Origin of the sequence: Streptomyces sp. NPDC007929, from assembly GCF_042959065.1 — a bacterium.
Taxonomy (GTDB): Bacteria; Actinomycetota; Actinomycetes; order Streptomycetales; family Streptomycetaceae; genus Streptomyces.
In genome coordinates this window covers 181,790-195,571 of record NZ_JBIBKD010000009.1, presented here as the reverse complement: position 1 = coordinate 195,571, position 13,782 = coordinate 181,790, and the positions used below count along the sequence as shown (strand labels likewise).

The 13,782-nt window shown below is 68.2% G+C and carries 13 protein-coding genes; 2 read left to right on the top strand and 11 right to left on the bottom strand.

Annotated features, from left to right (window positions below):
* Window position 1: 1 nt before the first annotated feature.
* From ACFZDE_RS29235 to ACFZDE_RS29225, 3 genes are all read right to left on the bottom strand, one after another.
* Window positions 2-982, bottom strand: a complete 981-nt coding sequence (locus ACFZDE_RS29235) for an FKBP-type peptidyl-prolyl cis-trans isomerase (protein ID WP_391204771.1) — start codon at window positions 980-982, stop codon at window positions 2-4.
* Window positions 983-1,166: 184 nt separating this feature from the next.
* Complete coding sequence (pafA, locus tag ACFZDE_RS29230; RefSeq protein ID WP_031106199.1) at window positions 1,167-2,528, bottom strand: Pup--protein ligase; 1,362 nt, start codon at window positions 2,526-2,528, stop codon at window positions 1,167-1,169.
* Between the two features lie 9 nt (window positions 2,529-2,537).
* Window positions 2,538-3,797, bottom strand: a complete 1,260-nt coding sequence (locus ACFZDE_RS29225; RefSeq protein WP_391204768.1) for an MFS transporter — start codon at window positions 3,795-3,797, stop codon at window positions 2,538-2,540.
* A 96-nt stretch (window positions 3,798-3,893) separates the two neighbouring features.
* Here ACFZDE_RS29225 and ACFZDE_RS29220 point away from each other — a divergent pair, with 96 nt between their 5' ends.
* On the top strand, window positions 3,894-4,904 hold the full coding sequence (locus ACFZDE_RS29220) for a substrate-binding domain-containing protein (protein WP_391204765.1): 1,011 nt from the start codon (window positions 3,894-3,896) through the stop codon (window positions 4,902-4,904).
* 235 nt (window positions 4,905-5,139) lie between these two features.
* Here the strand turns inward: ACFZDE_RS29220 and prcA are convergent, their stop codons facing one another.
* From prcA to arc, 6 genes are all read right to left on the bottom strand, one after another.
* Window positions 5,140-5,883, bottom strand: a complete 744-nt coding sequence (prcA, locus tag ACFZDE_RS29215) for a proteasome subunit alpha (protein WP_391002561.1) — start codon at window positions 5,881-5,883, stop codon at window positions 5,140-5,142.
* Between the two features lie 66 nt (window positions 5,884-5,949).
* Window positions 5,950-6,795, bottom strand: coding sequence for a proteasome subunit beta (prcB, locus tag ACFZDE_RS29210; protein WP_391204762.1), 846 nt, complete (start codon window positions 6,793-6,795; stop codon window positions 5,950-5,952).
* Complete coding sequence (locus tag ACFZDE_RS29205) at window positions 6,747-6,980, bottom strand: endonuclease domain-containing protein (protein WP_391205033.1); 234 nt, start codon at window positions 6,978-6,980, stop codon at window positions 6,747-6,749. Before ACFZDE_RS29205 ends, prcB begins: the two co-directional genes overlap by 49 nt.
* A gap of 400 nt (window positions 6,981-7,380) precedes the next feature.
* Window positions 7,381-7,599 carry a ubiquitin-like protein Pup gene (locus ACFZDE_RS29200; protein WP_030848612.1) on the bottom strand — a complete coding sequence of 73 codons (219 nt, stop codon included), beginning with the start codon at window positions 7,597-7,599 and terminating at the stop codon, window positions 7,381-7,383.
* A 178-nt stretch (window positions 7,600-7,777) separates the two neighbouring features.
* On the bottom strand, window positions 7,778-9,289 hold the full coding sequence (dop, locus tag ACFZDE_RS29195; protein ID WP_391002568.1) for a depupylase/deamidase Dop: 1,512 nt from the start codon (window positions 9,287-9,289) through the stop codon (window positions 7,778-7,780).
* A gap of 233 nt (window positions 9,290-9,522) precedes the next feature.
* Entirely contained in the window at window positions 9,523-11,289 is a 1,767-nt protein-coding gene (arc, locus tag ACFZDE_RS29190) for a proteasome ATPase (RefSeq protein WP_391002570.1), read from the bottom strand.
* 245 nt (window positions 11,290-11,534) lie between these two features.
* On the opposite strand from arc, the gene ACFZDE_RS29185 reads away from it, so the two are divergent.
* Complete coding sequence (locus tag ACFZDE_RS29185; protein ID WP_391204758.1) at window positions 11,535-11,840, top strand: ferredoxin; 306 nt, start codon at window positions 11,535-11,537, stop codon at window positions 11,838-11,840.
* A 59-nt stretch (window positions 11,841-11,899) separates the two neighbouring features.
* On the opposite strand, the gene ACFZDE_RS29180 is transcribed toward ACFZDE_RS29185, so the two are convergent.
* The gene (locus ACFZDE_RS29180; protein ID WP_391204755.1) at window positions 11,900-12,478 is read right to left on the bottom strand and encodes a hypothetical protein; all 579 of its coding nucleotides are present in this window, start codon (window positions 12,476-12,478) and stop codon (window positions 11,900-11,902) included.
* Window positions 12,479-12,854: 376 nt separating this feature from the next.
* Window positions 12,855-13,757, bottom strand: a complete 903-nt coding sequence (locus tag ACFZDE_RS29175) for a tRNA (adenine-N1)-methyltransferase (protein ID WP_031108685.1) — start codon at window positions 13,755-13,757, stop codon at window positions 12,855-12,857.
* Between the last annotated feature and the right edge of the window lie 25 nt (window positions 13,758-13,782).

Sequence of the window (13,782 nt, the reverse complement as noted above, 5' to 3'; positions counted from 1 at the left end):
GTCAGACCGTGCCGAGGATGTCCACCGTGAAGACCAGCGTGTTCTTGGCCAGCTCGCTCTGCGGGTTCGCGCCGTAGCCCAGCGAGGGCGGGATCACCAGCAGCACCCGGTCGCCCACGTGCTTGCCGACGAGACCCTTGTCCCAGCCTGCCACCACGGAGCCGTTGCCGATCTGGAAGGCGGTGGCGCCGCCGTGATCCCAGGAGGAGTCGAACTTCTTGCCGTCCTCCCACTTGACCCCGGTGTACTGGGCGATGAGTCCCTGGCCGGCCTCGACCTTCTTGCCGTCGCCCTTGATCAGCACCTGCTCCTTGAGGTCCTTCGGGGCCTTCTCGCCCTTGGGAACGGTGATGACCGCGGCCTTCTGCGACGGGGACTTCACCTCGGGCATACCCGGCTCGGAGGGCGCCTGCTCACCCTTGGCCTCGGCCTTGGGATCGACGGTCGCGGCGGCGACCGGGTCGACCACCCAGATCAGCACGTCCTTGGCGGCGATCCCCGAGGAGGTGTTCAGACTCTGGCCGATCAGATCACCGGCCGTGCCCTGCACCAGGACACGACTGCCGGGCTTCTTGCCCTTCACCGCGTCCAGGACCTTCTCCGGAAGCTGCTGGCTCGGCTTGCCGATCTGCTCGATCGACTGCCGACGGGGCGCCTTGTCATCCGTCGCCGCCGCGGCCCAGGTGCCACCGAGCTCCTGGTCACCGCCCCACTTCTCGACGGTCCAGTCCAGCCGGACGAAGTCGGAGCCCTTGATCGGGGTACCGCTGCCCGCCGAGACCGTCTCGACCACGGTCTTGTCGGACGGCTTGCCGTCCTTGGGCACGGAGATCTCGGGCTTGGCCCCGACCTTCCCCTTGATCTCGGCGACGCCTCCGGCCGCTTCACCGTTGTTCCCGTCGTCCGATCCGCACGCGGCGGTGAACAACAGGGCGGGAACGGCCAGCAGCGCGGCCACGAGTCGTTTCGTGTTGTAGTTCATCAGTCCAACTGGGATCGGGAGTGGGGGGCAATGTCCGCCACTCTACGGCGTACACGCTCCGCACTCGCCTCACCCCGCGACACGGCACAGCCCCGGCCCCGCCGGCAGACCGGAGCCGAGCCGGAAAAGGCCGGTGCCCGCAGGTGCGAAAACCCGCGGGCACCGGCATTCGGAAGAGCAGGACTCACATTCCGGCGATCAGCTTCTCCACCCGGTCGTCCACGGAACGGAACGGGTCCTTGCACAGCACGGTCCGCTGCGCCTGGTCGTTGAGCTTGAGGTGGACCCAGTCGACCGTGAAGTCACGACGCTGCTCCTGGGCCCGCCGGATGAAGTCGCCCCGCAGCCGGGCCCGAGTGGTCTGCGGCGGAACGGACTTGCCCTCGAAGATCTTCAAGTCGTTGCAGATACGGGCCGCCTGGCCCTTCTTCTCGAGCAGGTAGTACAGGCCACGACGACGGTGGATGTCGTGGTAGGCGAGGTCTATCTGCGCGACCCGCGGATGCGACATGGTCATGTTGTGCTTGGCACGGTAGCGCTCGATGAGCTTGTACTTCATGACCCAGTCGATCTCGGTGCCGATACGGTCGAGGTCCTCCGCCTCGATCGCGTCCAGCGTACGGCCCCACAGCTCCAGGACCTGCTCCACGGTGCCGGTGCGGATACCCCGGCGCTCACAGAAGTCCAGAGCCTTCTCGTAGTACTCGCGCTGCACCTCCAGGGCGGAGGCCTCACGTCCGCTGGCCAGACGCACCTTGCGCCGACCCGTGATGTCGTGGCTGACCTCGCGGATCGCCCGGATCGGGTTCTCCAGCGTGAGGTCCCGCATCACCGTGCCCGCCTCGATCATGCGCAGCACCAGATCGGTGGCACCGACCTTGAGCAGCATGGTCGTCTCGGACATGTTGGAGTCGCCCACGATCACATGCAGGCGGCGGTAGCGCTCGGCGTCCGCGTGCGGCTCGTCACGCGTGTTGATGATGGGCCGGGAGCGGGTCGTCGCCGAGGAGACGCCCTCCCAGATGTGCTCGGCCCGCTGGCTCACGCAGTACACGGCACCGCGCGGCGTCTGCAGCACCTTGCCGGCACCACACAGCAACTGCCGGGTGACCAGGAACGGAATCAGAATGTCCGCGAGCCGGGAGAACTCCCCGTGCCGGGCGACCAGATAGTTCTCGTGGCAGCCGTAGGAGTTGCCCGCCGAGTCGGTGTTGTTCTTGAAGAGGTAGACGTCGCCCGCGATTCCCTCCTCGTGCAGGCGTCGTTCGGCGTCCACCAGGAGTCCTTCGAGAATGCGCTCGCCTGCTTTGTCGTGCGTGACCAGTTCGGTCACGTTGTCGCATTCCGGTGTCGCGTATTCCGGATGCGATCCCACGTCGAGATAGAGGCGGGCGCCGTTTCGCAGAAAGACATTGCTGCTGCGGCCCCATGACACGACACGGCGGAAGAGGTACCGCGCCACCTCGTCAGGAGACAGGCGGCGCTGTCCCCTGAACGTGCACGTGACGCCGTACTCGTTCTCCAGCCCGAAAATGCGGCGGTCCATGAGGGAACATTACGCCCGATCCCCTGAACTGAAACGGGGTTCGGGGGCACGGTTCGGATCATTTTCCGAACCGGACACAACAACCCCGCCCTGGCCGGGAGCTGCGACTACCCGTCCTGTGGCGATCAAAACCACAAGAGACACGCCACCGGCGAGAGCCGGCACGGCGAAGCCCCACAGCGCCCCGCCCACCTCGACGACAGGCCCCGCCACACCCGCTCCCACCGAGTGGCCCACCGTGAACGTCGTCACCAGCCAGGAGAACGCCTCGGTGACCGTCCCCCGCGGAGCGTGACGGTCGACCAGGACGAACGCACAGGCGATGGCGGGCGCGAGGAACACCCCGGCGAGCGCCGTGAGCCCCACCATGGGCACCGCGTCCGGCATCAGCATCAGCGGGAGATAACACACCACCAGAAGGGCCACCAGCCCGGTCAGTCGCCGCGCCGGCTCCCCGGCCCACTGCCGGGCGCCATAGACGGTGCCGCCGACCAGCGCACCGAAACCCAGCGCCGCCATCAGCCAGCCGTACACGGCGTCACCCCCGTGAGCGTCCGCGTAGGGCACCGAAGCGACCGTGATGGACCCGAGCGCCATCCCGATGAACAAGAACGCCGCCAGCAGCGCCAGCAGACCGGACGAGCGCAGCGCACCCAGCCAGTGCGCCTCCCGCGGCGCCGACCGCCAAGCACGCGAAGGCGGCGACACGACGACGGACAGCGCCCCCAGCACCCCGATCACATTCAGCACGAGCAGCGCCGCCTGGGCCGACCACAGCGACACGCACAGCGTCACCAGCAGCGGCCCGACGGTGAACATCACCTCCTGGGCCACGGCGTCCATCGCGTACGCCGTGTGCACCTGCTCCTCCCGGCGCAGCACCGACGGCCACAGCGCCCGCAGCCCACCCTCGAGCGGCGGCGTGAAAAGCCCGGCCGCGGCGACGGCCGCGTAGGCCAGCGGCAGCGACCCGATCCCGGAGAAGGCGAACAGAGCCATCGCGAGCGCGGACAGAACGGCCGCGGGCAACTGCACACGCGGCTGCCCGCGCAGGTCCACGATCCTGCCCAGCACAGGCTGCCCGACGGCGTTCGCGACGCCGTAGACGGCCGTCAGCGCCCCCGCGAGGCTGTACGTGCCGCCCTCCGCCCGGACGAACAGCACGATCGCGATGGCGGCCGTGGCGCAGGGCAGCCGGCCGACCAGCGTGCCGACGAGCAGCCGGGCGGCATGCCGCGCCCGAAGGATCTCCAGGTATCCCGTCGCCATGTCCCGCCGTCCCCGCCTAAGGTTGTACGTATAACGTCGGTTTCCATACGTACCATGTCCGCTGTTCAACAGTCCAGACGAAGGAGCAGGCTTACGGTGGCACGAGGCAGCACCCGCCCCACGAGCCGGGACGTCGCCCAAGCCGCCGGCGTCTCCCAGGCAGCCGTGTCCCTGGTCCTCGGCGACAAATGGCGCGGCCGCGTCTCCGAGACCACCGCGGAACGCGTCCGCGCAGCCGCCCGCGACCTGGGCTACCGCCCGAACCTGGCCGCCCGCAACCTACGCCTCGGCCGCACCCGCACCGTCCTCCTGGTCGTCCCCGCCCTCACCACCGAATTCTTCGCCGGCGTCTACACCGGCGCCGCCCGCGTCGCCGCCGAACACGGCTTCGGCGTCGTCCTCTACCCCTCCCCCGAGGGCATCGGCCCCGCCCGCGACCCCTTCGCCTCCGCACAGACCGCCCTGGACGGCGTCATCGCCTCCTCCATGGCCGCCGACGCCCTGACCGCCATCCGCGGCGAAGCACTCCCCCTGGTCATGCTGGACAGCGACCCCACCGGAAGCCTGGGCGCGGCCACGGTGAACCTGGACATCGCCGACGGAATCCGCCAGGTCGCCGAGCACCTGCTCTCCCTGGGCCACCGCCACTTCCTCCACCTGGCGGCGGACGTCCCCTCCTGGACCTTCGACGTACGCGCCCGGGAACTGGCGACAAGGCTCGCACAGGCCCCCGGCACATCGATCCGCACGGCCCGGTCCCCGATCTCCATCGAGGGCGCCCTGACCGCCGCCGAAGCGGCCCTCGCGGCCCCCGGAGCCCGCCCCACCGCCGTGATCTGCGACGACGACCAGCTCGCGGCCGGCACCTACAAAGCGGCCCGGCGCCTTGGCCTGCGCATCCCGGACGACCTGTCGGTCACCGGCGTCGACGACCTCGCCCTCGCCACGGCCATGGACCCCGAGCTGACAACGGTCCACCTGAACGCCGAACTCTTCGGCGAACACGGCATGCGAGCCCTACTGGCCGTCCTGGACGACCGCGCCCCCGACAGCGGCGACATCCCGGTACACCTGATCGAACGAGGCTCCACAGCCCCACCCCACTGAGAGCCCGGGGCGGGAGGCTACCCAGCAGCTGGGCGCGCCACGACGCTCCCGCAGCGGTCGGCGCGTCAACCGACAGCGAGTCGATACGGAACCCCATCGCCCCGTTCCGAGGACGGACACCCCCGGCGGCCCCGACCCCCACGCGACCGGCACACGACCGGCACACGAAAACGCGACGCGCCCCAGCCGGAAGCACCGACCGAAGCGCGCCGCACCACGTACAGCGAACGCAGAACTACTCGGCGTCCTCCGACGCCGACCCCGCGTCACCGCCGGCGGCCCCCGCATCGAGCAGCCGCGACAGCTGCGGCCCACTGATCCGCTTGAACTTCCGCTTCTGCGGCCGCGTACGGTCCAGCACCGCCACCTCCAGCCGCTCCGCGGGAATCTCCCGCTCACCACCGTTGGTGTCACGGGACAACGCCTGCACCGCCAGCTTCAGCGCCGCCGCCAGCGTCATGCCCTCCTCGTGGCGCTGATCCAGATAACTGCTGATCTGCTCGGCATTACCCCCCACCGCGACCGACCCGTGCTCGTCCACGATGGAACCGTCATGAGGCAGCCGATAGATCTGGTCACCCTCGGGCGTCTCCCCGACCTCGGCGACGACCAGCTCCACCTCGTACGGCTTCTCCGCGGCACTGGAGAAGATCGTGCCCAGCGTCTGCGCGTACACGTTCGCCAGACCCCGGGCCGTCACATCGTCCCGGTCATAGGTGTAACCCCGCAGATCGGCATAGCGCACCCCGCCGATCCGCAGGTTCTCGTACTCGTTGTACTTGCCGGCGGCCGCGAAGCCGATCCGGTCATAGATCTCGCTGAACTTGTGCAGCGCACGGGACGGGTTCTCGCCGACGAACACGATGCCGTCGGCAAACTGCAGCACGACCAGGCTGCGACCACGGGCGATGCCCTTCCGGGCGTACTCCGCCCGGTCGGCCATCGCCTGCTGGGGTGAGACATAGAACGGCGTCGACACCGGTTATCCGTCCCTCTCTGGAAGATTCCGTCGGTTCACTGGACCACCCTCACGAAGACGATCGCGCTACAGCAGCGCGGCCCGCGGCCCATCGGGCTGCTCCAGCCGCCGCTCGAGAATCGAACGCGCGATCTCGGACGCCTCGCTGTCGGTGAGCCGGCGGAAGCCGTCGTCGGTGATCACGGTGACGATGGGATAGATCCGGCGGGCGACATCGGGACCACCGGTCGCCGAGTCGTCGTCTGCCGCGTCATAGAGCGCCTGGACCACCAGCGTGGTGGCCTCGGCCTCGCTGAGGTCGTCCCGGAACAGCTTCTTCATCGCACCACGGGCGAAGATCGACCCAGAGCCGGTCGCCGCGTAGTTGTGCTCCTCGGAGCGGCCACCGGTGACGTCGTAGGAGAAGATCCGGCCCCTGTCGCGGTCCACGTCGTACCCGGCGAACAGCGGCACCACGGCCAAGCCCTGCATCGCCATGCCCAGGTTGGAGCGGATCATCGTCGACAGCCGGTTCGCCTTGCCCTCCAGGGACAACTGCGCGCCCTCGACCTTCTCGAAGTGCTCCAGCTCCAGCTGGAACAGCTTCACCATCTCCACGGCCAGACCCGCCGTGCCGGCGATACCCACCGCCGAGTACTCGTCGGCCGGGAAGACCTTCTCGATGTCCCGCTGCGCGATGACGTTGCCCATGGTGGCCCGCCGGTCACCGGCGAGGACCACACCACCGGGGAACGTCACGGCCACGATCGTCGTCCCGTGCGGTGCCTCGATCACGCCCTGCGTGGGGGGCAGTTGCCGGTTGCCGGGCAGGATCTCCGGCTGGTGCTCGGACAGGAAGTCCATGAAGGAGGAGGACCCTGGCGTCAGGAAGGCAGCCGGTAGACGCCCGGTGCTACGAGTGTTGGCTTCCACGCGATTCCTTCCAAGTAAGCGGCGGCCCGGCGGACGGCGTCGGGATCGTCTCCCAACTTGCCGATGGCCGAATTGCAGTTGAAGCACAGTACGCCTCGGACCTTACCCGTCTTGTGGCAGTGATCCACATGGGCAGCCGGGGCTTTTAGGCAGATCACGCAGAGACCCCTCTGAGAGGCGATCATCTCGTCGCGCTCAGCTTCGGTCAGCCCGTAGTTGCGCTTCAGATGACGCGCACGCCCTTCGATTGCTCGGCATGCCTTGCAGGCCGTCGAAAGGCCATCGGAAGCCGTTCTGTTGCGACCCCACTCGGAGTGCGGTTTGATCTCCCGGCAGCGTTGGCAGTACTTGTGCCCGTCCGGAGCGGCAACCCTGGGACGGGGCTTCCTGCCCCGGGCATCCTGCCGCTGCCGGTAGTACGCCGCGGAGCACTCTCGGCAGTACGCCTGGAGACCGTCCCTCATAGCCTTGTTACTCGCGAAGGCTGCTCGCGGCTTGTTCTGCTTGCACCGCGAGCAGCACTTCACGCTCTCACTCTCGAGCAACCCCAACTCCCCCGCATGACCTTCGAATCGAAGGAGAAAGTCACTCTCCGCCCTTTTGAACGAAGGAGCGCACGAAGTCCTCGGCATTTTCTTCGAGCACATCATCGATTTCGTCGAGGACCGAGTCCACGTCGTCGCTCAGCTTCTCCTGACGCTCCTTGAGGTCCTCGGAGCCCTGCGCGTCCTGCGCCTGCTCCTCGACCTCCTCGGTGGACCGGGTGGCCTTCTGCTGTCCGCCGCCGGTGTCCTTGGTCGCCATATCCCTCACCCCGCTCGGTTCGCCCGACACAGTTGCTCGGTCAAGATCAGACCCTACTCGCCGGGTCCGACAATGGCCCCGCAGTTGCTCCAACGTACGGGGGCCACCTCGATGATTCCCGGACCAGGGCTTTTCCACCCTGTCCGGCCGGTTACGAACGAGTACCCGCTTCCAGCGGTCACCCGCCCGAAAGGACCCTGACCAGGTCTTCCGCGGTGCGGCAGCGGTCCAGGAGCTCCTTGACGTGATTACGCGTTCCGCGAAGCGGTTCCAGGGTTGGGACGCGCTGCAGCGAGTCCCGGCCCGGCAGATCGAAGATCACCGAGTCCCAGGAGGCCGCCGCGACGTCGTCCGCGTACTGCTCCAGGCAGCGGCCGCGGAAGTAGGCCCGGGTGTCCTCGGGGGGCACCGTACGGGCCCGCTCCACGTCCGCGTCGGTCAGCAGTCGCTTCATGCGTCCGCGGGCGACCAGGCGGTTGTACAGGCCCTTCTCGGGCCGTACGTCGGCGTACTGGAGGTCGACCAGGTGCAGGCGCGCCGCGTCCCAGTCGAGGTTGTCCCGGCGCCGGTAGCCCTCCATGAGCTCCCGTTTGGCGACCCAGTCCAGCTCGCCGGCCAGGCTCATCGGGTCGTGCTCCAGACGGGTGAGGGTGTCCTCCCAGCGGGACAGGACGTCCTTGGTCTGGTCGTCGGCGTCGGCCCCGAAGCGCTCCTCCACGTACTTGCGTGCCAGCTCGTAGTACTCCATCTGCAACTGGACCGCCGTGAGTGTGCGGCCGCTGCGGAGTGTGACCACGCGCTTGAGCGACGGGTCGTGCGAGACCTGGTGGAGGGTGCGGACGGGTTGGTCGACGGCGAGGTCGACGGCGATGAAGCCGTCCTCGATCATCGACAGCACCAGCGAGGTCGTGCCCAGCTTGAGGTAGGTCGAGATCTCCGACAGGTTCGCGTCGCCGATGATCACGTGCAGGCGCCGGTACTTCTCGGCGTCCGCGTGCGGCTCGTCGCGGGTGTTGATGATCGGGCGCTTGAGGGTCGTCTCAAGGCCGACCTCGACCTCGAAGTAGTCGGCCCGCTGGCTGAGCTGGAAGCCGTGCTCGTGGCCGTCCTGGCCGATGCCGACGCGGCCGGCTCCGGCGAAGACCTGGCGGGAGACGAAGAACGGTGTCAGGTGGCGCACGATGTCCGAGAAGGGGGTCTCCCGCTTCATCAGGTAGTTCTCGTGCGTGCCGTAGGACGCGCCCTTGTTGTCGGTGTTGTTCTTGTAGAGGTGGATCGGCTGGGCGCCGGGCAGCTGGGCGGCCCGTTCCGCGGCCTCGGCCATGATCCGCTCGCCGGCCTTGTCCCAGAGGACGGCGTCCCGGGGGTTGGTCACCTCGGGAGAGCTGTACTCGGGGTGTGCGTGGTCGACGTAGAGCCGTGCACCGTTGGTGAGGATCACGTTGGCCAGGCCGATGTCCTCATCGGTGAGCTGGCTGGAGTCGGCGGCTTCGCGGGCGAGGTCGAAGCCTCGCGCGTCCCGCAGCGGGTTCTCCTCCTCGAAGTCCCAGCGGGCCCGGCGGGCCCGGTGCATCGCCGCCGCGTAGGCGTTCACGATCTGGGACGAGGTGAGCATGGCATTGGCGTTGGGGTGGCCGGGGACGGAGATTCCGTACTCCGTCTCGATGCCCATTACTCGCCGTACGGTCATGCGGCCCTCCTTGCCCGGCGGCACCCTCGGTCGTGGGCGCCACTCAGATACCGCTGGCGCTCGGTTGCGTGTGCGGTGCCCGTCCCCGCACTGCGCGACTCGGCGGTATGGAAGAGCCTAGAACGCCTTTGCGCTGGTGGGGAGATCATTTGCGTCATTGCGTGCTCCAGCCGTGGCCTGAAAAACAGTCGGCTGCGGGTACCCGTCGAGGGCACCCGCAGCCGCCCTGTGTTTTACAGGTACTGACCGGTGTTCGCCACCGTGTCGATGGAGCGTCCGGTGTCCGCGCCCTGCTTTCCGGTGATGAGCGTACGGATGTACACGATCCGTTCGCCCTTCTTTCCGGAGATGCGGGCCCAGTCGTCCGGGTTGGTGGTGTTGGGCAGGTCCTCGTTCTCCTTGAACTCGTCCACGCAGGCCTGGAGGAGGTGGGAGACGCGGAGGCCCTTCTGGTTCTTCTCGAGGAAGTCCTTGATGGCCATCTTCTTGGCGCGGCCGACGATGTTCTCGATCATGGCGCCGGAGTTGAAGTCCTTGAAGTAGAGGACTTCCTTGTCACCGTTGGCGTAGGTGACCTCCAGGAAGCGGTTTTCCTCGGATTCGGCGTACATGTGTTCCACAGCCGTCTGGATCATGCTCTGGACGGTGCTGGTCTTGGAGCCGCTGTGTTCGGTGAGGTCGTCGCCGTGCAGCGGGAGGCGCTCCGTGAGGTACTTGCCGAAGATGTCCTTGGCCGCCTCGGCGTCCGGACGCTCGATCTTGATCTTCACGTCGAGCCGGCCGGGCCGCAGGATGGCGGGGTCGATCATGTCCTCGCGGTTGGAGGCGCCGATCACGACCACGTTCTGCAGGCCCTCCACACCGTCGATCTCGGCGAGCAGCTGGGGGACGATGGTGTTCTCCACGTCCGAGCTGACGCCGGAGCCGCGGGTGCGGAAGAGGGATTCCATCTCGTCGAAGAAGACGATGACGGGGGTGCCCTCGCTGGCCTTCTCGCGGGCTCGCTGGAAGACGAGGCGGATCTGCCGCTCCGTCTCACCGACGTACTTGTTGAGGAGCTCGGGGCCCTTGATGTTGAGGAAGAAGCTCTTGCCGGCGGCCTGGCCGGTCACTTCGGCGACCTTCTTGGCCAGTGAGTTGGCCACGGCCTTGGCGATGAGCGTCTTGCCGCATCCGGGGGGCCCGTAGAGCAGGACGCCCTTCGGCGGCCGCAGTTCGTGCTCCTTGAACAGGTCGGGGTAGAGGTAGGGGAGCTCGACGGCGTCGCGGATGGCCTCGATCTGGCCGCCGAGACCGCCGATCTGCTCGTAGCCGATGTCGGGGACTTCTTCGAGGACGAGTTCTTCGACCTCGCTCTTGGGGACGATCTCGTAGACGTAGCCCGAGCGGGGTTCGAGCAGCAGGGCGTCGCCGGGCCGGATGTTCACGTCCAGCAGGGGCTCGGCGAGTCGTACCACTCGCTCCTCGTCGGTGTGCCCGAGCACGAGGGCCCGCTCGCCGTCCTCGAGGATCTCCTTGAGGGTGACGATGTCACCGACGCGCTCGTATTCCATGGCCTCGACCACGTTGAGCGCTTCGTTGAGCATTACTTCCTGGCCGCGTCGTAGCTCTTCGAGCTCGACGCTGGGGCTGACGTTCACCCTGAGCTTGCGGCCGCCGGTGAAGATGTCGGCGGTGCCGTCCTCGTTCGCCGTCAGGAAGACCCCGAAGCCGGCCGGCGGCTGTGCGAGCCGGTCGACTTCCTCCTTGAGGGCCACGATCTGGTCACGGGCCTCACGGAGCGTGTTGGCGAGTCGCTCGTTCTGTGCGGACACGCCGGCCAGATTGGTCTGCAGCTCGACGATCCGCTCTTCGAGAATCCTCGTGTGTCGCGGAGAGTCGGCGAGCTTACGTCGCAGGACGGCGATCTCCTGCTCAAGGTAGGCGATCTGCCCGGCCGGGTCGTCGGACCCGCGTCCCGGGCGGATGCCGCGGTTCATGTCGTCGTCGTGGGCTGCCACGGTCCTCACCTCCTCCAAGGGGAGCTGGACGCTTCCAGACCCTACCTGGGCGGGTGTCGATTGAAACCCCTAGATCACAAAGACGGTCGGGGTGTGTCCGATCTTCACCCTTGCGCTCTCCCTCACGCCAGGGGAATACCCAGCGAACATGATTGGAACCCAGCCGGAGGTAGGGTCGAACTGTTCAACACCCGCCGGAGCTGGCCGGATTCCCGATGCGGCTCGGCGGAGAAACGGCAGGAGAGATGAGCGTGCAGCAGGTGGCCGGGGCCGATGGTGAGGCGCTGGAGGTCTGGATCGATCAGAACCTGTGTACCGGCGACGGCATCTGCGCCCAGTACGCGCCTGAGGTGTTCGAGCTGGACATCGATGGTCTGGCGTATGTGAAGAGCGCCGAGGACGAGTTGCTCCAGGACAAGGGCGCGACGACGCCGGTTCCGCTGCCGCTCCTCACGGACGTGATCGACTCGGCGAAGGAGTGTCCGGGGGACTGCATCCATGTGCGGCGGGTTTCGGACAAGGCAGAGGTCTACGGTCCGGACGCGGAGTGACTGCTTCTCTACGTTCTGTTACTACTGTCTGATATCTCACACGCGCTGTCGCAGGGGCCTCACACGCTGCGAGCTCCGGCCGGGGTCGAGCGGACGAACGAGCCGCCCTGCCAACGCCATTTCGCGTCGGTCTTCTCGTCGGGGCAGCAACGCGGCACGTCGGAGGACGAGTAGCCGAGGAGCGTGGCCGTGACGGCCCCGGAGGAGACGGCGAAGTCGCTGACGGTGGTGCCGTCCTTGGGGTCGAGCAGGGTGGCCACGACGCGGGGCTTGCCGCCGTCGGCGTCGCGTGTCAGGACGTAGACGCCGTCCGGCGGGGTGCCCATGGGCGAGTCGCAGTGGACCACGGCCACCGTCTCGGGGCTGCCGTCGCCGTCGAGGTCGCCGGAAGCCCGCTTCTGCACCACGGCCTTCACGGGGCCGCACTCGATGGGGTACGTCACGGCGGCCGGGTCGGGGGGAGTGGTGTGCGCCGGAGCGCTCTTGGTTTCGGGGGCGGCGGGCTGGGCCGCCGTCGCGGCGCCGGGCTGCAGGACGGAGGAGAAGGCGACGACGCCCGCGACGGCGGTCGCGGTGGCGAGCCAGTGGATGGGACGGGTGTGGGTGTGGGCGAGCTCCGGGACGGCGGAAGACTGCACTAGGAGGGTCTCCTGAGGCTGTGCCGGTGGGGTGGCCAGCATGGTGCCACACGTCACACCGCGTGGGAACGGCGGGGTGTGGGCGTCCTGTGCCGGGGAAGTCTGAAGGGTTGCGTTTCCTGCCGCTGTGTCAGCGGGCCTGTGCGGGGGCGGGCTCCCGCTTGCCGTGCCGTGGGGCTTGGTGGTCCGTGCGGACGGTCAACGGCATCGGATGAGGGTTCACCCGGGGTGGCACGGAATCCGGGGCGGGCGACGATGGAGATCAGGCGGTGGCGGAGACCGGGGTGGCAACGGAAGGGCGCCGTGGCGGAGTTCCCGGTACGGATACGGGAACTCCGACACGGCGCCGGTGCGTTGGACGAGGTGACGGGCCGTTTCAGCGGCCGGCGCCGCCGTCGGCGTTGGGGCCCGCGTAGTCCTCGCCGTAGGCGCCCTTGGCGGGGCGGCGGCGGCGCATGGGCGGCTCGACGCCGTCGGCGAGGCGTCGTGCGGTGAGCAGGAAGCCGGTGTGGCCGATCATCCGGTGGTCGGGGCGGACGGCCAGGCCTTCGATGTGCCAGTTGCGGATCATCGATTCCCAGGCGCTCGGCTCGTTGAAGCAGCCGATCTCGCGGATGGACTCGACGGTCCGGGCGAGCTGGGTGGTGGTCGCCACGTAGCAGCACAGGATGCCGCCGGGGACGAGCGCCTTGGAGACGGCCTCCAGGCACTCCCAGGGGGCGAGCATGTCGAGGATGACGCGGTCGACGTCGGCGTCGGACAGGTTGTCCTGGAGGTCGCCGACGGTGAGCTGCCAGGCGGGGTGCGGGCCGCCGAAGTAGCGCTCGACGTTCGCCTGGGCGATCTCGGCGAAGTCGGCGCGGCGCTCGTAGCTGTGCAGCATGCCCTGGTCGCCGATGGCGCGCAGCAGGAAGCTGCTGAGCGAGCCGGAGCCGACGCCCGCTTCCACGACGCGTGCGCCGGGGAAGATGTCGGCGAAGGCCAGGATCTGCCCGGCGTCCTTGGGGTAGACCACGGCGGCGCCGCGGGGCATGGACAGGACGTAGTCGGGGAGCAGGGGGCGCAGCGCGAGGTAGGCGACGTTCCCCGTGGTGCGGACAACGCTGCCCTCGGGAGCGCCGATCAGCTCGTCGTGGGGGAAGGAACCCTTGTGGGTGTGGAAGTTCTTCCCGGCCTCGAGCGTGAACGTGTAGTGGCGGCCCTTGGGGTCGGTCAGCTGAACCTGGTCCCCGACCTTGAAGGGCCCGCGCCTGCGGGCGGCACCGGTCGGTTCGGACATGTGACCAGCCTACCGGCCCGGGAGA